16 protein-coding genes are annotated in these 17,961 nt (G+C 66.2%); 6 read left to right on the forward strand and 10 right to left on the reverse strand.

What is annotated here, in order from left to right; all coding sequences use genetic code 11:
* Positions 1–20: 20 nt before the first annotated feature.
* From tssA to HMPREF3014_RS08770, 3 genes are all read right to left on the reverse strand, one after another.
* Positions 21–1,577 (reverse strand): type VI secretion system protein TssA, encoded by a 1,557-nt coding sequence (gene tssA, locus HMPREF3014_RS08760; protein WP_003097814.1) that lies wholly within the window; start codon positions 1,575–1,577, stop codon positions 21–23.
* 1,172 nt (positions 1,578–2,749) lie between these two features.
* Positions 2,750–3,352, reverse strand: a complete 603-nt coding sequence (locus tag HMPREF3014_RS08765) for a glutathione S-transferase family protein (RefSeq protein WP_003097816.1) — start codon at positions 3,350–3,352, stop codon at positions 2,750–2,752.
* 55 nt (positions 3,353–3,407) lie between these two features.
* Positions 3,408–4,574, reverse strand: coding sequence for an aminotransferase-like domain-containing protein (locus HMPREF3014_RS08770; protein ID WP_023087593.1), 1,167 nt, complete (start codon positions 4,572–4,574; stop codon positions 3,408–3,410).
* An 81-nt stretch (positions 4,575–4,655) separates the two neighbouring features.
* Here HMPREF3014_RS08770 and HMPREF3014_RS08775 point away from each other — a divergent pair, with 81 nt between their 5' ends.
* Positions 4,656–5,132, forward strand: coding sequence for a MarR family winged helix-turn-helix transcriptional regulator (locus tag HMPREF3014_RS08775; RefSeq protein ID WP_003097819.1), 477 nt, complete (start codon positions 4,656–4,658; stop codon positions 5,130–5,132).
* Positions 5,133–5,182: 50 nt separating this feature from the next.
* On the opposite strand, the gene HMPREF3014_RS08780 is transcribed toward HMPREF3014_RS08775, so the two are convergent.
* The gene (locus HMPREF3014_RS08780) at positions 5,183–5,818 is read right to left on the reverse strand and encodes a hypothetical protein (RefSeq protein ID WP_003097821.1); all 636 of its coding nucleotides are present in this window, start codon (positions 5,816–5,818) and stop codon (positions 5,183–5,185) included.
* A gap of 230 nt (positions 5,819–6,048) precedes the next feature.
* On the opposite strand from HMPREF3014_RS08780, the gene HMPREF3014_RS08785 reads away from it, so the two are divergent.
* Positions 6,049–7,245 (forward strand): benzoate/H(+) symporter BenE family transporter, encoded by a 1,197-nt coding sequence (locus HMPREF3014_RS08785; protein ID WP_003087572.1) that lies wholly within the window; start codon positions 6,049–6,051, stop codon positions 7,243–7,245.
* Between the two features lie 6 nt (positions 7,246–7,251).
* Here HMPREF3014_RS08785 and HMPREF3014_RS08790 read toward each other — a convergent pair whose 3' ends face one another.
* Both HMPREF3014_RS08790 and HMPREF3014_RS08795 read right to left on the reverse strand, forming a co-directional pair.
* A complete protein-coding gene (locus HMPREF3014_RS08790) occupies positions 7,252–8,145 on the reverse strand; it encodes a bile acid:sodium symporter family protein (protein WP_003087569.1) in 894 nt (297 codons plus the stop codon).
* Positions 8,146–8,303: 158 nt separating this feature from the next.
* Positions 8,304–9,065 (reverse strand): SDR family oxidoreductase, encoded by a 762-nt coding sequence (locus HMPREF3014_RS08795; RefSeq protein ID WP_003117742.1) that lies wholly within the window; start codon positions 9,063–9,065, stop codon positions 8,304–8,306.
* A gap of 250 nt (positions 9,066–9,315) precedes the next feature.
* On the opposite strand from HMPREF3014_RS08795, the gene HMPREF3014_RS08800 reads away from it, so the two are divergent.
* The gene (locus HMPREF3014_RS08800) at positions 9,316–10,320 is read left to right on the forward strand and encodes an NADP-dependent oxidoreductase (RefSeq protein WP_023087594.1); all 1,005 of its coding nucleotides are present in this window, start codon (positions 9,316–9,318) and stop codon (positions 10,318–10,320) included.
* Positions 10,321–10,462: 142 nt separating this feature from the next.
* The gene (locus HMPREF3014_RS08805; protein WP_023087595.1) at positions 10,463–12,184 is read left to right on the forward strand and encodes a SulP family inorganic anion transporter; all 1,722 of its coding nucleotides are present in this window, start codon (positions 10,463–10,465) and stop codon (positions 12,182–12,184) included.
* On the opposite strand, the gene HMPREF3014_RS08810 is transcribed toward HMPREF3014_RS08805, so the two are convergent.
* Complete coding sequence (locus tag HMPREF3014_RS08810) at positions 12,165–14,123, reverse strand: methyl-accepting chemotaxis protein (RefSeq protein ID WP_003114601.1); 1,959 nt, start codon at positions 14,121–14,123, stop codon at positions 12,165–12,167. The genes HMPREF3014_RS08805 and HMPREF3014_RS08810 overlap by 20 nt on opposite strands.
* 201 nt (positions 14,124–14,324) lie before the next feature.
* Between HMPREF3014_RS08810 and HMPREF3014_RS08815 the strand changes: the two genes are divergently transcribed.
* On the forward strand, positions 14,325–14,732 hold the full coding sequence (locus HMPREF3014_RS08815; protein WP_003117744.1) for a DUF5086 domain-containing protein: 408 nt from the start codon (positions 14,325–14,327) through the stop codon (positions 14,730–14,732).
* 6 nt (positions 14,733–14,738) lie between these two features.
* Here the strand turns inward: HMPREF3014_RS08815 and HMPREF3014_RS08820 are convergent, their stop codons facing one another.
* Positions 14,739–15,347 carry a flavin reductase family protein gene (locus HMPREF3014_RS08820; RefSeq protein ID WP_003097831.1) on the reverse strand — a complete coding sequence of 203 codons (609 nt, stop codon included), beginning with the start codon at positions 15,345–15,347 and terminating at the stop codon, positions 14,739–14,741.
* 137 nt (positions 15,348–15,484) lie between these two features.
* On the opposite strand from HMPREF3014_RS08820, the gene HMPREF3014_RS08825 reads away from it, so the two are divergent.
* Positions 15,485–15,832: a GFA family protein gene (locus HMPREF3014_RS08825; RefSeq protein ID WP_003114600.1), complete on the forward strand. Its 348-nt coding sequence runs from the start codon at positions 15,485–15,487 to the stop codon at positions 15,830–15,832.
* Here the strand turns inward: HMPREF3014_RS08825 and mnmH are convergent.
* Positions 15,811–16,920 carry a tRNA 2-selenouridine(34) synthase MnmH gene (gene mnmH / locus HMPREF3014_RS08830; RefSeq protein ID WP_003087548.1) on the reverse strand — a complete coding sequence of 370 codons (1,110 nt, stop codon included), beginning with the start codon at positions 16,918–16,920 and terminating at the stop codon, positions 15,811–15,813. The two genes, HMPREF3014_RS08825 and mnmH, sit on opposite strands and share 22 nt — an antisense overlap.
* The gene (gene selD / locus HMPREF3014_RS08835) at positions 16,920–17,954 is read right to left on the reverse strand and encodes a selenide, water dikinase SelD (RefSeq protein WP_003087546.1); all 1,035 of its coding nucleotides are present in this window, start codon (positions 17,952–17,954) and stop codon (positions 16,920–16,922) included. The genes mnmH and selD overlap by 1 nt, the downstream gene beginning before the upstream one ends.
* Positions 17,955–17,961: the final 7 nt, after the last annotated feature.

The following is a 17,961-nucleotide window of genomic DNA, read 5'->3' on the forward strand; positions in this document are numbered from 1 at the left end:
AGAATTGAGGGCGCGAAGCCCTATTCGAGCACCACCTCGAGATCGAGGTGGCACAGCCTGCGATAAATGTCTTCCTTGCGTTCTCGCACGGCGTGGTTCTGCGGCAACAGCTCGCAGCAGCTATGCAGCAGGTGCAGTACATCCAGCGCCAGATCGGGCTCCCAGGCGTGCAATCCCGATTCGTGCAACTGATGGTCGAGGCTCTCCAGCTGGGTCTTGGCCAGCTCGTACTTCTTCGCCAGGAAGCACAGTCGCGCGAGGCTCAGTTGCCAGAAGAACCGGGCGCGCCCGCCGTGGGCGCGCTTCATGCCCTGCTTCAACACCTGTACCGCCGCCTTCAGGCCGTCCTTGCGCAACACCGGCTGGACCTCGTCCAGGGCGACGTCCCATTCGGCCTGCAGGGCCACGGTCTCGACCTTGCGCGGCGCACTGTCGTTCTGGAGATGGGGCATGACATGGGCGCTGATCCAGCCGCGGGTGGCCGCATCGGCGAATGCGCTGCCGTCGTGGAAACGCAGCTCCACCAGCCCCGGCAGACGCTGCAGGAGCAAGGCGAAATGCATTTCGACTTCCCGCATCGCCTGCTCGGCGTTGAGCCCTTGCAGGCACTCCCAGACCAGGCGCTGGCCGTCGAACCAGAACGGCGCCCGTGCCAGGCTCGCCTCCAGCTCCACCAGGAGATCGGCGTACAGGCCCTGGGCGAAACGCTCCTGGTAGCTTTTCAGCTTGTCCGCCGGCACTCCCCTTAGCGCGGTGACCTGTTCGGCATTGCGCTCGGGCATGGACTCGATGGGCAGCCAGAGCATCGTCCGGTTGAGGCGCAGCGCGCGCAGATCGGTGGCTTTCTGCTTCAGCCACCAGGCGCACAGGGGGCGTGCGGCCTCCTGCTGGGCGCGCATGGCCTTGTGGGCGTCGCGCTCGTTGTCGATGGGCGCACCCGGCGCCAGCAACTGGCTGGCCGCCTGCTTGACCTGGGCCACCACGGCGCCGACCACGCCAGGTTCGGGCTGGTTGTCGGCGGCGCGCTGGAGCATGCCCGAAAGGCGTCGGCTGATCGGCAGCAACAAGGGCGCGTCGTCGCCCAGTTGCGCGGTCAGCGCGGTATCGAGTTTTTCCAGGTGCTCGGCGAGACGCCGGAACAGGGGGAGTTGCTCCTTGATCGGTACGTTTTCGTTCAGTGCCTGCTCCAGCCGGGGCACCAGCCAGGCAATGGCCGCGGCGCGAGTGCGCGCCTTGAGCGGATGGATCTCGACCCAATGCCGGCTGCACAGACGTTCCAGCAATCCCAGTCCGGCCAGCAAACCGGGAAAGGATTCCCGTTGGTAGAGGGCCCAGGTCAACCAGGCTGCAACACGCAGGTCCTTGGATTGGGCACGAAGCAGCGCTTCGCTGTTTTCCAGGATTTTCAACCAGTCGGTCTGGCCGTTCTCATGGAGCGAGAGCGCCTTGCCCAGCTCATTTTCCAGCGCCTCGTATTCGCTGGAAAAACGCACATCCTCACCCGCAAAGACATCCTTTGAAATCGGCTGTTCCGCGAGTTCCAGATAATGCGAGGAGAGCTTGCTCGAATAGGTCATCCTAACCCTTCAATGCACACCATGTGCGCCAATGAATATCTTAACAATTCAACTAGTTGGCATAAAAACCGAGCGAAAATCCCAATAGTCTGAAGAGCTCTTTGCCTTTTCCATGAAAACAACATAAAAACTGGCAAGCAACAGGACATTCCCTCTTTGGGAATTTTCCTATTCATTGATACGAATCAATGAAAGATTTTCAGCCAAACGTCAGGCGTCTGCGTCCATGCCCTTTACGGCTTGGCTATAGCCATCATAACGACATTGATGGCCATTTGGAAAACCCTACCAAAACAGGTAGTTAACAATTTATAAAAAATAAGGCAGGCAGTATGGATTTCTCCGGAGAGCCTCGAAACATAGGCCTTCCAAGCGGACCAACAGCTGATTTAGAGCGTAATAGCGATTGTGCAAGAAGTTGCACAATGAAAACCAAGAAACATCCCCAATAACAGTCCACAGCCCTTGAAAATACTGGCCTGAACACTACTGCGCAAAAAGTTGCACAGCACTGCGCAACTTCTTGCTCAATTCACTTGTTATATTTCTTTTCAGAATGAGACATGGATAACAATAAGCCATTGAATGAGATTGATTAAAAGAGCCACGAAAAGACTGGCACGGGAATTGTTAGAGAAATTAATCGAGATGGGCGGTCCCATGGCCACCGGCGAGGAAGTTGCGCCGTGACCGACTGCAGGCGGGACGCACCGCTGCGTTTACCCTGGACACGCCCGTACCGCACCGGCTGGGCGGAAATCGATAGCGACCCGAGCAGTCAGGAAAGCAGGATTCGATGACCGCCGCAGCGCCTATCGCCAAGCCCTCGATGACCAACTTATGCGGTAGGCCGCGTACGGCGACGACAGAGAATTGCGCACCGCTTACCCGCTCGACAGTGCTGTGCGCCTACTGGCGAGAAAGCTGCCCGACAGTAGTCGGGTCGGCTAGCGCGGCCAGTCGGTCGATGCCCTCCTGGGCATCGACCTCAACGGCCAGTAACTGACCCGCCACCAGCGCAGCGCCGGGTACCAACAGCAGCGCCAGGAAAGCGAGCTACGAATAATCAGGAAAAACGCGCATCCAGCCCGATGCATAAAAATTTCGCTCTACCCGAAACTCCCGCTCATGACAGAAATCACTGCCTCGCCAACCGCTGATCGAAGCTCCCCTCAATCCAGCATCCCCACATACCCCGGCACCTCCCCCACTCGCTTGATCCACGCGCGGATCGCCGGGTAGGCCGTCAGGTCGAAGCCGCCTTCATGGGCGACATGGGTGTAGGCGTAGAGGGTGATATCGGCGATGGAGAACTGTTCGCCGACCAGGAATGGCGTGCGCGACAGCTGTTTCTCCATGACGTCGAGGGCCTTGTAGCCGCCGATCTTCTTCTCTTCGAACTCGGCGCGGCGGGCTTCCGGGAGGCCGAGGTAGAGCTTGATGAAGCGCGCCACGGCCACATAGGGCTCATGGCTGTATTGCTCGAAGAATTGCCATTGCAGCACCTGGGTGCGCAGGCGCGGTTCGCTGGGCAACAGGGCGCTGCCGTCGGCGAGGAAGTTGAGGATGGCGTTGGACTCCCACAGGCAACTGCCGTCCTCCAGCTCCAGCACCGGTATCTTGCCGTTGGGGTTCTTCGCCAGGAACTCCGGGGTCTGGGTCTCGCCCTTGAGAATGTCCACCGGTACCCACTGGTAGTCGATGCCGAGCAGCGACATGGCCAGCTTGATCTTGTAGCAGTTGCCCGAACGGTAATCACCGTAGACCTTGTACATCGTGTCGCTCCTCGGATCGGATGGCCGGCGCCCCGGAAGGAGCGCCGATGAGGGTTCAGGCCGCTTCGGCGGCCTGGGCGTCGCGGACGACCTTGGCCAGGCGCCGCAGGCCTTCGTGCAGGCGCTCCGGGGCGACGTGGCTGAAGTTCAGCCGCAGACGCCCGAGGTTCTGCTCCGGCTCGGCGAAGAAAGGTTCGCCGGGCATGAATGCGACATCGGCGGCCAGCGCCGGCTGGAGCAGGGTGCGGGTATCCAGCGGCTGCCTGAGGGTCAGCCAGAAGAACAGCCCGCCCTCCGGGATATTCCATTCGGCCAGCTCACCGAAGTGCTCCAGCAGCGCCTCCTGCATGGCGTCGCGGCGGACCCGGTAGAACTCGCGCAGTTCGGCCAGGTGCTGGCGGTAGGCCTCGCTGCCGAACCATTGCAGCGCCTGCCACTGCCCTACCCGGTTGGTATGCAGGTCGGCCGACTGTTTCAGCCGCAGCAGGTGGGGGAACAGGTCCGGGGTGGCGATCAGGAAACCGACGCGCAGGCCCGGCAGCAGGGTCTTCGACACCGTGCCGGTATAGATCCAGCTGGACTTGCGCAGGCGGCTGACCAGCGGGGTTGCGCGGCCCTCGTCGAACACCAGTTCGCGATAGGGTTCGTCTTCGATCAGGGTCACGCCGAATTCGTCTAGCAGCGCCGCCACCGTGTCGCGGCGTTCCTCGCTGTAGCGCACGCCGGACGGATTCTGGAAAGTCGGGATCAGGTAGGCGAAGGCCGGCTTGTGTCGCTCCAGGCGCTGCCGCAGGGCAACCAGGTCGGGGCCCTCGGCACCCAGCGGCACGGTCACGCAATCGGCGCCGAACAATTGGAAGGCCTGTAGCGCGGCGAGGTAGGTCGGCGCCTCGAGCAGCACCTCGGTGCCCGGATCGATGAACAGCTTGCTGGCCAGGTCGAGGGTCTGCTGCGAACCGCTGACGATCAGCACCTGGCTCGCCTCGCAGGGGACGCCGAGGGCACGCGCTTCGGCGGCGATGGCTTCGCGCAGGGCAGGCTCGCCTTCGCTCATGCCGTACTGGCCTATGGAGGCCGGCATCTGCTCCCACTGCACCTTCGGCAGCATCGGCTCGGCCGGCAGCCCGCCGGCGAACGACATCACCTCCGGACGCTGCGCCGCGGCAAGGATTTCGCGGATCAAGGAGCTTTTCAGGCGGGAGATGCGTTCAGAGAAGGCCATGGGATCACCGGTAGCGTAGGCGGGGAAAAATGAGTCAAACTGCTTGACCGAAACTACGATGCCGCACCCGGAAGCGTCAATATGCCTGACCTGAAAAACCACGCCGTCCAGCAGCAGGCCATGATGGAAGCCTTCTTCTTCGCGTACCAGGCCTTCACCACCAAGCCTGACGAGATGCTCGCCCGCCGCGGCCTGGGACGTGTGCACCACCGCGTGCTGTTCTTCATCGCCCGCTATCCGGGCCTCAGCGTGAAGGAACTGCTGGCCCTGCTCGGCGTGACCAAGCAGGCGCTGAACATCCCGCTGCGCCAGTTGCTGGAGATGAACCTGATCGGCAGCGCCACCGCCGACGACGACAAGCGCAAACGCCTCCTCGGCCTCACCGCCGAGGGCGTGCGGTTGGAAAAGGCGCTGCGTCGCGAGCAGTCGCGGCTGCTCCAACGCTGCTTCGAGGAAGCCGGCGGCGAAGCGGTCTCCGGCTGGCTGGCGGTCAATCGCACCCTGGCTCGGGCGCATGCAGGCAGCCGCGGCGAAGCGGCGACGGAGGCCGCCGACTGACGCCCCATGGGCCTGGCGCATGGACGCTCGACAAGCCGACCGGCTGCCCGCTAGCTCCGCTCCAACTCCCGCGCCGCGCGCCAGCAGGCCAGCGCCATGGCCACGGTGGCGGCCAGCAGCGGCAGTACCGCCAGCACCAGCAACAGCACCGAAGCCAGCATCGCGCCGCCGGCGATGTCCAGCCAGGCCATGATCCGCAGCGACGGATAGAGATTTTCCTGCTTGAGCAGACGCAGGCCCAGCCAGAGGGTGGTAGCTCCGATCAGCGCAAGCAGCGCGAAGTACACCAGCGCCTGCCAGTTCCAGCCCTGCAGCGCATCGTCGGTAACCGCCAGCAGGCTCCAGCCCTCGCCCAGCAGGGTCAGGAGAATCGACAACCATACCGGCCAGGCCAGCGAGGGGCCGCGAAAGCGCGACTCGACCAGGTGCTTGAGCCGCAGCAGCAGGTAGGCGCCGAGCAGGCTGAGGAGCAGGCCCAGCCAGTCGGCGTAGACCCTGAACGCGGCGCCGTCGCCGAATGCCTCCAGCAGGCTGAGCACCATCAGCACCACGCCGCCGGCTATCGAGGCCAGGCAGAGCCAGGCGAGGATGCGCAGTTGCGCGGGCGTCCAGCGCCGGCGGAAAGCATCCGGTATGCCCTGCTCGACCAATTCGACACGCGGCGTGGCGTAGGGGTTTGCATCCATGACGAAGCTCCTCGGCAAATGCCGGGAAGTTACCAGCTGCGCCAGCTTCCGGCAGCTGCGACTGTATGGCCAACTATGTCCGCGGCTGTACCGGGACAGCCCCTGGCCGGCTGTTTAGGCTGCGCAAAACAGAAAAAGATGATCGGCACTCCGCGCCTCGCGCAACCTGCCCCGTGGCTCCGCCCACCGCCGTGCCCGGTCGTCCCGCACACTCCATGGAAGTACCCGGCATGACCGAAACCACCCAGCCCCAGCCTCGTCTGCGTCCGTTCGCCGACTCCTCTCCCGCCGCCGTGGTGGCCGGCTTCGTCGCCATGCTCACCGGCTACACCAGCTCGCTGGTACTGATGTTCCAGGCCGGGCAGAACGCCGGTCTCAGCAGCGCGCAGATTTCCTCGTGGATCTGGGCCCTGTCGATCGGCATGGGCCTGGCGACCATCGGCCTGACCCTGCGCTACCGGGTGCCGATCGTGATCGCCTGGTCCACCCCCGGCGCGGCGCTGCTGATCAGCAGCCTGCCCGGAGTGCCGTACAGCGAGGCGATCGGCGCCTTCATCGTCTGCGCCCTCCTGATCACCCTGTGCGGCGTCACCGGCAGCTTCGAACGCCTGATGCGCCAGGTTCCCTCCTCGCTGGCCTCGGCGCTGCTGGCCGGGGTGCTGTTCCGCATCGGCATCGAGATCTGCAACGCCGCCGAGCAACAGACCCTGCTGGTGCTGGCGATGTTCTTCAGCTATCTGCTGTGCAAACGCTTCTCGCCGCGCTATGCGGTGTTCGCTGCGCTACTGGTGGGGGTGCTGCTGGCCGGGATACTGGGCCAACTGGACTTCAGCAGGTTCCGCCTGGAACTGGCGGTACCGGAGTGGACCACGCCGAGCTTCTCCCTGGCCGCCACCATCAGCATCGGCATCCCGCTGTTCATCGTCGCCATGGCTTCGCAGAACATGCCCGGCATCGCCGTGCTGCGCGCCGACGGCTACCAGGTGCCGGCCTCGCCGCTGATCTCGAGTACCGGCATCGCCTCGATCCTGCTGGCACCGTTCGGCTCCCACGGGATCAACCTGGCGGCGATCAGCGCGGCGATCTGCACCGGTCCCTCGGCCCACGAGGACCCGCACAAGCGCTATACCGCGGCGCTCTGGTGCGGCTTCTTCAACTGCGTCGCAGGAACCTTCGGCGCCACCCTGGCAGCGTTGTTCGCGGCGTTCCCCAAGGCACTGGTACTGTCCATCGCCGCCATCGCCCTGCTCGGCTCGATCATGAACGGCCTGGCCAACTCGATGGCCGACGAGCGCCAGCGCGAGGCCGCGCTGGTGACCTTCATGGTCACCGCCTCCGGCTTCACCCTGCTGTCCATCGGCTCGGCGTTCTGGGGCCTGGTGGCCGGCCTGCTGACTCAGTTCGTGCTCAACTGGCGGCGCGGCTGACCGACCTCAGTCCGGCGCCGTCACGGGCGCCGGCGCGGCCTGGTGGCCACGGCTGACCCACCAGCCGAAGGCCGCCGCGGTGAAGAACATCAACACTCCGTAGATCGCCGGCGGAATCGCCATGGTGCTGTTGTTCAGCAGGCTCGGACTCAGCGCCAGGGCGATCGCCAGGGTGCCGTTGTGGATGCCGATCTCCATGCCGATGGCCACCGCCTGGGCCTTCGGCAGGCGCAGCAGGCGCGGTACCCAGTAGCCCACCGCCAGGCTCAGCAGGTTGAAGGCCAGCGCGGCCAGCCCGACCACCGGCGCGTAGGTGACGAAGGTCTGCCAGTCCTTGGCCAGCGCCAGCAGGATGATCACCAGCAACAGCAGCGCGGAAAGGATCTTCACCGGCTTCTGCAGCCGATCCGCCACGGCCGGCAGGCGGTTGCGCACCAGCATGCCGATGGCCACCGGGCCGAGGACGATGACGAACACCTGCATGACCTTGCCGAACTGCAGGGGAATCGCCTGCCCGTCGCCCATGAAGTATTGCAGCGACAGATTGACGATCAGCGGCATGGTGAGGATGGCGATCACCGAGTTCACCGCGGTCAGGGTGATGTTCAGTGCCACGTCGCCATGCGCCAGGTGGCTGTAGAGGTTGGCGGTGGTGCCGCCGGGCGAGGCCGCCAGCAACATCATGCCGACCGCCAGGGCCGCCTCCAGGGCGAAGCCCTGGACGATCAGGAAACAGGCCATGGGCAGCAGGACGATCTGGCACACCAGGCCGACCAGCACCGGCTTCGGGTAGCGCACCACGCGGAGGAAGTCGGCCGGGGTCAGGGACAGTCCGAGACCGAGCATGATGATGCCCAGGGCGATGGGGAGGAACAGGGTCAGGATGGGATCGGCGGTCATTATTGTTATTGCTCCGATGCGATGGAGACGGGCTCAGGCCCCGGATTCTCGACCCAGGTTAGTCCCCCGGCAGTGGCCTGGCGCGCCAAACCGCGCGCCGACCTGTAACAGAATGCGAATGCCCCGCGCCGGGGCATCCCGATTGTATCGCCGCCCGCTCAGATCGCCGTCGCCCCGCCGTCCACCGGCAAGGCGATACCGGTGGTGAAGCCCGCGTTGTCGCTGCACAGGTAGAGCACCGCGGCGGCGATTTCCTCGACCCGTCCGACCCGACCCAGCGGATGCATCGCGGCGGCGAACTCGGCCTTGCGCGGATCGGCCTCGTAGGCGCGGCGGAACATGTCGGTGTCGATCACCGCCGGACACACGGCGTTGACGCGGATGCCCTTCTTCGCGTACTCGATCGCTGCCGATTTGGTCAGGCCGATCACCGCGTGCTTGGAAGCAGCGTAGATGCTCATCTTCGGCGCCGCGCCGAGCCCGGCGACCGAGGCGGTGTTGACGATCGCGCCGCCGCCCTGGGCCAGCATCAGCGGGATCTGGTGCTTCATGCACAACCAGACGCCCTTCACGTTGACAGCCATGATGGCGTCGAACTCGGCTTCGTTGCCGTCGGCCAGCTTGCCCTGCTCGATCTCGATACCGGCGTTGTTGAAGGCGTAGTCGAGACGGCCGTAGGCCGCCGCGCAACCCTCTACCAGCGCCTTGACCTCGGCGTCGCGGGTGACGTCGCAGCGAATGAAGACGGCTTCGCCACCTGCCTGGCGGATCGCTTCGACCGTGCCCTCGCCGCCGGCGCTGTCCAGGTCGGCGACCACCACCTTGACCCCGGCGGCGGCGAAGGCCAGCGCGGTAGCGCGGCCGATGCCCGCCGCACCGCCAGTGACCAGTGCGACCTGGCCGGAAAGAAGTTTGCTCATCTGCTGCTCCTCGGAAAATCGCCTTCCGCCAACCGCGACGGAACCGGGCCGCGCCAGTCTAGCCAGGGCCGGCGCAAGGCATAGCACTATCAGGGGACTGGAGGATGGGCCATCCAGCCCGCTGATAAGACTGATGGCGGCGAATCATCGGCATAGATGACCGGTCATTTCCGCACTCGCCTTCGCTTGCCGCCGGCGCCGGCGCCAGCTATCCCTAGGGGCCTGTTTCCCGACATTCGAGTGCCCTGCCATGACCTCCCAGATCAATCGGCAATACCAGTTGGCCCAGCGTCCCAGCGGGCTGCCCGGCCGCGACACCTTCAGTTTCGTCGAAACCCCGCTCGGCGAACCGGCCGAGGGCCAGATCCTGGTGAAGAACGAGTACCTGTCGCTGGACCCGGCGATGCGCGGCTGGATGAACGACGCCCGCTCCTACATCCCGCCGGTGGGGATCGGCGAGGTGATGCGTGCGCTCGGCGTCGGCAAGGTGCTGGTTTCGAAGCACCCCGGCTTCCAGGCCGGCGACTACGTCAACGGCGCCCTCGGCGTGCAGGACTATTTCATCGGCGAGCCCAAGGGTTTCTACAAGGTCGACCCGTCCCGCGCGCCGCTGCCACGCTATCTCTCGGCGCTGGGCATGACCGGCATGACCGCCTACTTCGCGTTGCTCGACGTCGGCCAGCCGAAGAACGGCGAGACCGTGGTGATCTCCGGCGCCGCCGGTGCGGTGGGCAGCGTTGCCGGGCAGATCGCCAGGCTCAAGGGCTGCCGGGTGGTAGGCATCGCCGGCGGCGCCGAGAAATGTCGCTTCCTGGTCGAAGAACTGGGCTTCGACGGCGCCATCGACTACAAGAACGAAGACCTCACCGCCGGACTCAAGCGCGAATGCCCGAAGGGTATCGATGTGTTCTTCGACAACGTCGGCGGCGAAATCCTCGACACAGTGCTCACCCGCATCGCCTTCAAGGCACGCATCGTCCTCTGCGGGGCGATCAGCCAGTACAACAACAAGGAAGCGGTGCGCGGCCCGGCCAACTACCTGTCGCTGCTGGTCAATCGGGCGCGCATGGAAGGCATGGTGGTGATGGACTATGCCCAGCGCTTCCCAGAAGGCCTGAAGGAGATGGCCACCTGGCTGGCGGAAGGCAAGCTGCAATCGCGCGAGGACATCGTCGAAGGCCTGGAGACCTTCCCCGAAACGCTGCTCAAGCTGTTCAGCGGGGAAAACTTCGGCAAGTTGGTGTTGAAGGTCTGAGGTCCGCCGCCGGCGCGAAGAAGCGGCGGATAGCGCCTCGCCTCGAAGAGCGTGTGCACTGAAGAAATAATGATTCCCGGCAATCCTGCCGCCTGTCCTTCGGGCTAAGCTGCGGCATCCGCGCCTGCAAGGAATCAGCCGCATGCCGCTCGCCCGCTGGGTACCCGGACTCGATAGCCTGCTCCACTACCGCCGCGCCTGGTTCCGTCCGGATGTCCAGGCCGGGCTGTCGGTAGCGGCGATCCAGATCCCCACCGCCATCGCCTACGCCCAGATCGCCGGCTTCCCGCCCCAGGTAGGCCTCTATGCGTGCATCCTGCCGATGCTGATCTACGCCCTGATCGGCAGCTCGCGGCAGTTGATGGTAGGCCCCGACGCGGCGACCGCGGCGATGGTCGCCGCCGCCATCACCCCGCTGGCGGCGGGCGATCCGCAGCGCCTGGTGGACCTGTCGATGATCGTCGCGATCATGGTCGGGCTGTTCTCCATCGTCGCCGGCCTGGCCCGCGCCGGGTTCATCGCCAGCTTCCTCTCGCGACCGATCCTGGTCGGCTACCTCAACGGCATCGGCCTGAGCCTGCTGGTCGGGCAACTGGGCAAGCTGTTCGGCTACGAGGCGGCGACCAGCGGCTTCGTCGCCGGCATCCTCGCGCTGCTGGAGAACCTGCTGCACATCCATTGGCCGACGCTGATCCTCGGCAGCCTCTCGCTCTTGCTGATGGTGCTGCTGCCGCGGCGCTTCCCGCAGTTGCCCGGGGCGCTCTGCGGCGTCCTCCTGGCCAGCCTCGCCGCGGCGCTGCTGGGCCTGGATCGCTACGGCGTGGAACTGCTTGGCGAGGTACCGGCCGGGCTGCCGCAACTGAGCTGGCCGCAGACCAGCCTGGAGGAACTGAAAAGCCTGCTGCGCGACGCCACCGGCATCACGGTGGTCAGCTTCTGCAGCGCCATGCTCACCGCGCGCAGCTTCGGCGCCCGTCACGGCTACAGCATCAACGCCAACCACGAATTCGTCGCCCTCGGCCTGGCCAACATCGGCGCCGGGGTCTCCCAGGGCTTCGCCATCAGCGGCGCCGACTCACGCACCGCGGTGAACGACATGGTCGGCGGCAAGACCCAACTGGTCGGCGTGGTCGCCGCGCTGGTGATCGCCGCCACCCTGTTGCTGCTGAACAAGCCCCTGGGCTGGGTGCCGATGCCGGCGCTCGGTGCGGTCCTGTTGCTGGCCGGCTGGGGCCTGATCGACGTGCAGGCGCTGAAGGGCTTCTGGAAGCTCAGCCGCTTCGAGTTCAGCCTCTGCCTGCTGACCACCGTCGGCGTGCTCAGCGTCGGCGTGCTGCCGGGAATCTTCGTCGCCGTCAGCATCGCCGTACTGCGCCTGCTCTACTACACCTATCGCCCGAGCGACGCGGTGCTCGGCTGGATGCACGGCATCGACGGCCAGGTCGAGCTGGCCAAGTACCCGCAAGCCACCACTCTTCCCGGCCTGGTGATCTACCGCTTCGACGCCCCCCTGCTGTTCTTCAACGCCGACTACTTCAAGCAGCGGGTGCTTGCCGTGGTGGACGGCAGCGAGCGGCCGAATGCGGTGCTGCTCAACGCCGAAGCCATGACCAACCTCGACATCAGCGGCCTGGCCACCCTCCACGAGGTGCAACAGATCCTCAAGGCCCAGGGCGTGCACCTGTCGCTGGCGCGGGTGACCGGGCAGACGCTGGACCTGCTGCAACGCTCGAGCATGCTCGGCGAGATCAAGCCGCCGCTGGTGTTCAGCTCGGTGCGCTCCGGGGTCAGTGCCTATCGCTACTGGCTGCGCCAGCAGGAAAGACTCGCCGCCCAGGCCGCGGCTACAAGCGGAAATGCCTGACCATGCCCTGTAGTTCGCGGCCCAGCTCCGCCAGTTGTTCGCTGGACGAAGCCGTCGACTGCATGGCTTGGGCCGACTGATCGGCCACCTCGCGGATCGCCGTGACACTGCGGTTGATCTCCTCGGCGACCGCGCTCTGCTGCTCGGAGGCCGCGGCGATCTGCTGGTTCATCTGCTGGATCAGCGCCACCGCCGTGGCGATGTTGCCCAGCGCCGCCTCGGTCTGCAACGCGTCGTCGACGCTCTGGTCCACCAACTGGTGGCTGCGCTGCATACGCTGCACCGCCTGCTGCGTGCCATTCTGCAAGGCACCGATCAGGGTCTCGATCTCGGCCGTGGACTGTTGGGTGCGCCGCGCCAGCGCCCGCACCTCGTCGGCGACCACGGCGAAGCCTCGACCCTGGTCGCCGGCCCGCGCCGCCTCGATGGCGGCGTTCAGCGCCAGCAGGTTGGTCTGCTCGGCCACGCTCTTGATCACGTCCAGCACGCTGCCGATGCGCTGGCTGTCGGCGCTCAGCGCCTCGACGCTGGCGGTGGCCGCGCGCACCGCCTCGGCCAGTCGCTCGATCCGCTCCAGGGTCTGGCGTACCACCTCCTGGCCGACGCTGACCTTGCCGTCGGCGCTTTCCGCCGCCCCCGCGGCTTCCTCGGCGTTGTGCGCCACTTCATGGACGGTGGCGGCCATCTGGTTCATCGCCGTGGCCACCTGTTCGGTTTCCGCCCGCTGGCTGTCGATTCCCAGGCGGGTGCGCGTGGTAACGCCGGACAGCGCCTCGGAAGCGCCGGCAATCCGCCCGACGCCGTCCTGCAACTGGCTGACGATACCGCGCAGGCTGCCGGTCATGGCGCGCATCGCGGCCATCAGTTGGCCAACCTCGTCGCGCCGCTCGCTGTCGACCCGTACCGCAAGGTCGCCTTCGGCGATCCGCTGCGCCACACCCATCGCCTGGCGCAGCGGACGGACGATCAGCAGGCTGATGCCGAAGGCCGCGCCCAGGCCCACCAGCAGCGCCAGCACGGCGGCGCCGACGATCAGCAGGGAGTTTGTCCGCAGGCTGTGGAGCATGGCCTGCTGCTGCGCCTCCCAGCTACGGTCGACACGCGCCATCACCTGCCCGGCGCGCTCGCCCATGGCGGCGTACATCTGCCGCTCCTGGAGCTGACTGGCGCGGTACTCGGCGAGCTTGTCGGCGAAACCGCGGATATTGGTCAGCACGTCCTTGACCACCGACACGTAGGCATCGTCGGTGATCGCCTGCTCCAGCCGGGCTGCCAGCTCCAGCGCCTCGCGCAGCGATTTCGGCGGCCCCTCCTGCGCATCCGCGGCGCGCGCTTCGAGACGCGAGCGGGCCTCGTCCAGCCCCTGAAGGACCAGGCGATTGACCTGGGCGACCTGGGCCGCCTGCTGCAACAGCGGCTCGCCGTCGTGCCCCTGGCTCTCCTTCAGCGCATAGGCGCCATCCTCGGCCAGGCTGGACTGGAGGATATCGAGGCTGTTGGCGGCGCCGTTCAGCGACCAACTGGCGCTTTCCCAAGCCAATTGGCGTCCCTGGATGGACTGCTCGAAGCGGCCGAACGCTTCTAGGTATGCCGCCAGCACCTGCTCCACCTCGGCCATGCCAAGCGCCTGATCGGCGTCGCCGTCGGCCTTGAGCCGGCCCACCCGTTCAAGGGTCGCGGCCAGGCGCTGGCGCAAGCGCTCGGCGTCGCTCTTTTCCCCGTGCAGGGCAAAGTCCTTCTCGGCCTGGCGAACCTCCAGCACGTCGCGATTGATCGCGCTCATCTCCTGCAGGCGCGCGAAGCGCTGCCCCAGCGCATGCAGCGAGAGCACCGCGAGCGCGGCCACCAGCGCGGTCAATAGCAGGACCAGGGTAAAACCGATGGCCAGTTTCTTCGCCGTGCCGAGATCGGCCAGACGCCTGCGCAGCAACCCCAGCATGACTCCCCTCCCCCGTGACGCGCCGTCTGCGTGCGCATTTCCCGCTGTGTCGCGCGTTTTTCGCCGAACCTGAGCGGCCGGGCAAGGTAATGGCACGATAATGGCCAGGAGAGATATGCGCAGGTCGTTTCCAGGATATCCGGGCTGACGTCGGTCGAGCGCGGAGCCATACTGGGCGCCCCATGGAAAAAGGAGCTTGCCATGCGTCCCGTATTGCCGCTGTTGCTGTCGCTGAGTCTGTGCGCCCCCACCCTGGCCGACTGGAGCGGCCCGATCGAGCAGCCGCTCTGGTCGTTGCCGGCGGCGCCGGGCCTGTCGCGCTGGCTGATCGTGCACAACCTGTCGAGCGCGGCGGCCGACGGCCTGTACCACGTCGAGGTCCTGGAGCGCCGCCAGGGCCAGCAGCCCTGGCAGTTCCAGCGCCTGGCCGCGCACCTGGCGCTGACCGAACAGGCGCTGCGCGCGAGTATCGTGGCGCCGCTGAAGCGCGGCGGGGTGTATCCGGAAAGCTACCAGTTCGCCTATCGCCAGTGGCAGGAACGCCAGGCCGCGGGCCAGGCGCCGGTGTGCCGGCGCACGGTCGACGAGTGCCTGCGGGCGCCGGACTGAGCCCGGCTACCTGGGCCGGATCATGCTGAACGTGTCGCGGGTATGGCTGTAGTGGCTGCCGCCCAGGCGACCGACCAGGTCGAGCCGGGCGCTATCCACATGGCGCTCGTCGGCCAGCACGGCATCGTCGACATGGGCCAGCAGCACGCGGGCGAAGATCAGGTGGCAATTGGGGTTCTCCGCCGGATACGGCTTGATCTCCGCCACCTCGCACTCGAAGGCCACCGCCGCCGCGGCGATCCGCGGCGGCGCCACGCGTACGCTGGACACGGTAGGGATGCCGACCGTCTCGATCTCGCTCACACCATGGGGCAGCCAGGCGGAGGTGGCGTTCATGGTTTCGGCCTGGGCGGCGCCGACCAGGTGGATCACCAACTGCCCGGTGGCCTGGACGTTGCGCAGGGTGTCCTTGAGGCTGCCGTCGTCGCGCAGGCTGACGTTGACCATCAGGGTCGGCGGCTCGTCGCTGATCACCTGGAAGAAGCTGAACGGGGCCAGGTTGCTGGCGCCCTCGGCGGACAGGGTCGAGACCCAGGCAATCGGTCGCGGGGTGACGGTGGAAGCCAACCAGCGATAGGCCTCGGCGGGAGCGATGGTGGTGAAGTCCAGTTGCATGGCGGTCTCGCGGAAATCGACGGAGGGGACGCCGATTATGCCGCAGCCCCGCAGCTCTCGCGACCGTCTGCGCCGCAGCCCTGCGCCACCTGGAGGCAGCGGCTAGACTTGCCCTACCCTCACCCAGGAGCCCTGCCATGAACTATCGAGGAAGCTGCCACTGCGGAACCATCGCCTACGAAGTCGAAGGCGACCTCGACCAGGTGATCCAGTGCAACTGTTCACTGTGCAGCCGGCGCGGCTGGCTGCTGTGGTTCGTCCCGCGCGACCGTCTGGCGCTGAAGACGCCGGCCAGCGCGATGCACACCTACACCTTCAACACCCACCGCCTGCAGCATCACTTCTGCCCCACCTGCGGCTGCGCGCCGTTCAGCGAAGGCATAGGTCCGGACGGCCAGGCGATGGCCGCGGTCAACGCGCGCTGCCTGGAGGACATCGACGCCAACGCGCTCCCGGTACAGCACTACGATGGCCGCAACGCCTGACGCTGGCGCAGGTAGCCGATCACCTCGGCCTGGTTGCCGCGGAACTCGACGCGGTCTTCCTTGCTCTGCCGCTGGAAGGCGTACATCGGGTCGTAGTACTCCTTGAGCAGCCCCTCGATCCAGCCGCGATGGGTATCCACCGAGCCGTCGCGGCCCTGCTCTTCCAGCGCCTGCACGAGGATCGCCGCCAGCCGCTGGTAGCGCTCGCCGCCGAGGCGCTTGACGATGCCGGCGAGGCTCTTCTGCAGGTAGGCGGAGAAGGCGGCGAAGCCCTCCTCCACGCCCACCACGCGCTCGAACTCGCTGCGCAGATCGATCACGTAGTCCCTGAGGATACGCTCGACACGCTGCTCGAAGGCATCCTCCAGCCAGACCAGCGGGTAGCCCTGCATACCCTGGTACAGCTCCAGCGGCAAGGAGCAGCTGCCGACGATCCGCCCCTCGTCCTCGAGGACGAACTGGCCGACGCCACGATGACGCTTCTTCAGGATGTCGATGGCCAGGCGGTTCTCGAAGTCGATCTGCGCCGGCTGCGGCGTGGCTCGCCGGCCAAAGCTGGAGCCGCGATGGTTGGCGTGGCCTTCGAGATCGAGGCTGTTGTCCAGCGCCGCGATCACCTCGGTCTTGCCGCAACCAGTAAGGCCGCCGACCAGCACGAAATCGCACTCGTCGACCGCCGCGCGGGTGGTTTCGAAAAGGAAGTTGCGCAACGCCTTGTAGCCGCCGATCACCCGTGGGTAGTCGATGCCGGCGTCCTGCTTCAGCCACTGCTGGACGATCTGCGAGCGCAGGCCGCCGCGGAAGCAATACAGGTAGCCGTTCGGGTTGGCTTCGGCGAAGGCTTTCCAGGCCGCCAGCCGTTCGGCCTTGAGCGCCCCGCAGACCAGTTCGTGGCCAAGGGCGATGGCGGCCTGCTGGCCGTGCTGCTTGTAGCTGGTGCCGACCTTCTGCCGCTCGATGTCGTTCATCAGCGGCCGGTTGACAGTGTTGGGAAAGGCGCCCTTGTGGTACTCCACCGGGGCGCGCACATCCATCAGGGGGATATCGTCGAGAAACAGTTCGCGGTAGTGCTGGGTGTTGTCGCGCATTACAGCACCTGTACCGCGAGACTCTGTCGCTCGACCAGCTCGCCGATCGGCGCCAGTTGCAGGCCGAGTTCCGCCGCCACGGCGAGGAACTCCGCCTCGCCTTCCGGAGCCACCGCCACCAGCAGGCCGCCGCTGGTCTGCGGATCGCAAAGCAACAGCTTCTGCACTTCCGGCAGTGGCGCGATGCGCTCGCCATAGCTGTCGAAGTTGCGCAGGGTGCCGCCAGGCACGCAGCCCTGCTCCAGGTAATATTCGGCACTGGCCAGGCGCGGTACCGCGGCGTACTCCACGCGTGCGGTGAGCTTGCTGCCGTCGGCCATTTCCACCAGGTGGCCGAGCAGGCCGAAACCGGTGACGTCGGTCATCGCCTTGACCCCCGCCAACCGGCCGAAGCGCGCGCCGGGCCTGTTCAGGGTGCACATCCAGTCACGCGCCACGCCGACGTCCTCGGCGCGCAGCCTGGCCTTCTTCTCGGCGGTGGTGAGGATGCCGATGCCCAGCGGCTTGGTCAGGTACAGCCTGCAGCCGGCCTCGGCGGTGTCGTTGCGTTTCATGAAGCGCTTCTCCACCACGCCGGTCACGGCCAGGCCGAAGATCGGCTCGGGGGCGTCGATGGAGTGTCCGCCGGCCAGCGGGATGCCGGCTTCCTCGCAGACCTTGCGGCCGCCGGCGATCACCTCGCGGGCGACTTCCGCGGCCAGCACGTTGACCGGCCAGCCGAGGATGGCGATGGCCATCAGCGGGTCGCCGCCCATGGCGTAGATATCGCTGATGGCGTTGGTCGCGGCGATACGGCCGAAATCGAAGGGGTCGTCGACGATCGGCATGAAGAAATCGGTGGTGGAGACCACCCCGCGCTCCTCGTCGAGGGCGTAGACAGCCGCGTCGTCGCGCGAGGCGTTGCCGACCCAGAGCTTCGGATCGAGGTTCTGCGCGCCGCTGCCGGCGAGGATCACCTCCAGTACCTTGGGCGAAATCTTGCAGCCGCAGCCGGCGCCGTGGCTGTACTGGGTCAGGCGGATCGCCTCGCTCATCGGTGTA

Source organism: Pseudomonas sp. HMSC065H01 (assembly GCF_001815235.1).
GTDB lineage: Bacteria > Pseudomonadota > Gammaproteobacteria > Pseudomonadales > Pseudomonadaceae > Pseudomonas > Pseudomonas aeruginosa.

What these genes read in the sequence shown, in the direction of transcription:
- mnmH (WP_003087548.1), bottom strand. Translation starts at nt 16,920, where the DNA reads ATGCGCGACAACACCCAGCACTACCGCGAACTGTTTCTCGACGATATC.
- HMPREF3014_RS08785 (WP_003087572.1), top strand. Translation starts at nt 6,049, where the DNA reads ATGACCGAAACCACCCAGCCCCAGCCTCGTCTGCGTCCGTTCGCCGAC.
- HMPREF3014_RS08820 (WP_003097831.1), bottom strand. Translation starts at nt 15,347, where the DNA reads ATGCAACTGGACTTCACCACCATCGCTCCCGCCGAGGCCTATCGCTGG.
- HMPREF3014_RS08805 (WP_023087595.1), top strand. Translation starts at nt 10,463, where the DNA reads ATGCCGCTCGCCCGCTGGGTACCCGGACTCGATAGCCTGCTCCACTAC.
- HMPREF3014_RS08800 (WP_023087594.1), top strand. Translation starts at nt 9,316, where the DNA reads ATGACCTCCCAGATCAATCGGCAATACCAGTTGGCCCAGCGTCCCAGC.
- HMPREF3014_RS08790 (WP_003087569.1), bottom strand. Translation starts at nt 8,145, where the DNA reads ATGACCGCCGATCCCATCCTGACCCTGTTCCTCCCCATCGCCCTGGGC.
- HMPREF3014_RS08815 (WP_003117744.1), top strand. Translation starts at nt 14,325, where the DNA reads ATGCGTCCCGTATTGCCGCTGTTGCTGTCGCTGAGTCTGTGCGCCCCC.
- selD (WP_003087546.1), bottom strand. Translation starts at nt 17,954, where the DNA reads ATGAGCGAGGCGATCCGCCTGACCCAGTACAGCCACGGCGCCGGCTGC.
- HMPREF3014_RS08765 (WP_003097816.1), bottom strand. Translation starts at nt 3,352, where the DNA reads ATGTACAAGGTCTACGGTGATTACCGTTCGGGCAACTGCTACAAGATC.
- HMPREF3014_RS08810 (WP_003114601.1), bottom strand. Translation starts at nt 14,123, where the DNA reads ATGCTGGGGTTGCTGCGCAGGCGTCTGGCCGATCTCGGCACGGCGAAG.
- HMPREF3014_RS08825 (WP_003114600.1), top strand. Translation starts at nt 15,485, where the DNA reads ATGAACTATCGAGGAAGCTGCCACTGCGGAACCATCGCCTACGAAGTC.
- HMPREF3014_RS08770 (WP_023087593.1), bottom strand. Translation starts at nt 4,574, where the DNA reads ATGGCCTTCTCTGAACGCATCTCCCGCCTGAAAAGCTCCTTGATCCGC.
- tssA (WP_003097814.1), bottom strand. Translation starts at nt 1,577, where the DNA reads ATGACCTATTCGAGCAAGCTCTCCTCGCATTATCTGGAACTCGCGGAA.
- HMPREF3014_RS08780 (WP_003097821.1), bottom strand. Translation starts at nt 5,818, where the DNA reads ATGGATGCAAACCCCTACGCCACGCCGCGTGTCGAATTGGTCGAGCAG.
- HMPREF3014_RS08795 (WP_003117742.1), bottom strand. Translation starts at nt 9,065, where the DNA reads ATGAGCAAACTTCTTTCCGGCCAGGTCGCACTGGTCACTGGCGGTGCG.
- HMPREF3014_RS08775 (WP_003097819.1), top strand. Translation starts at nt 4,656, where the DNA reads ATGCCTGACCTGAAAAACCACGCCGTCCAGCAGCAGGCCATGATGGAA.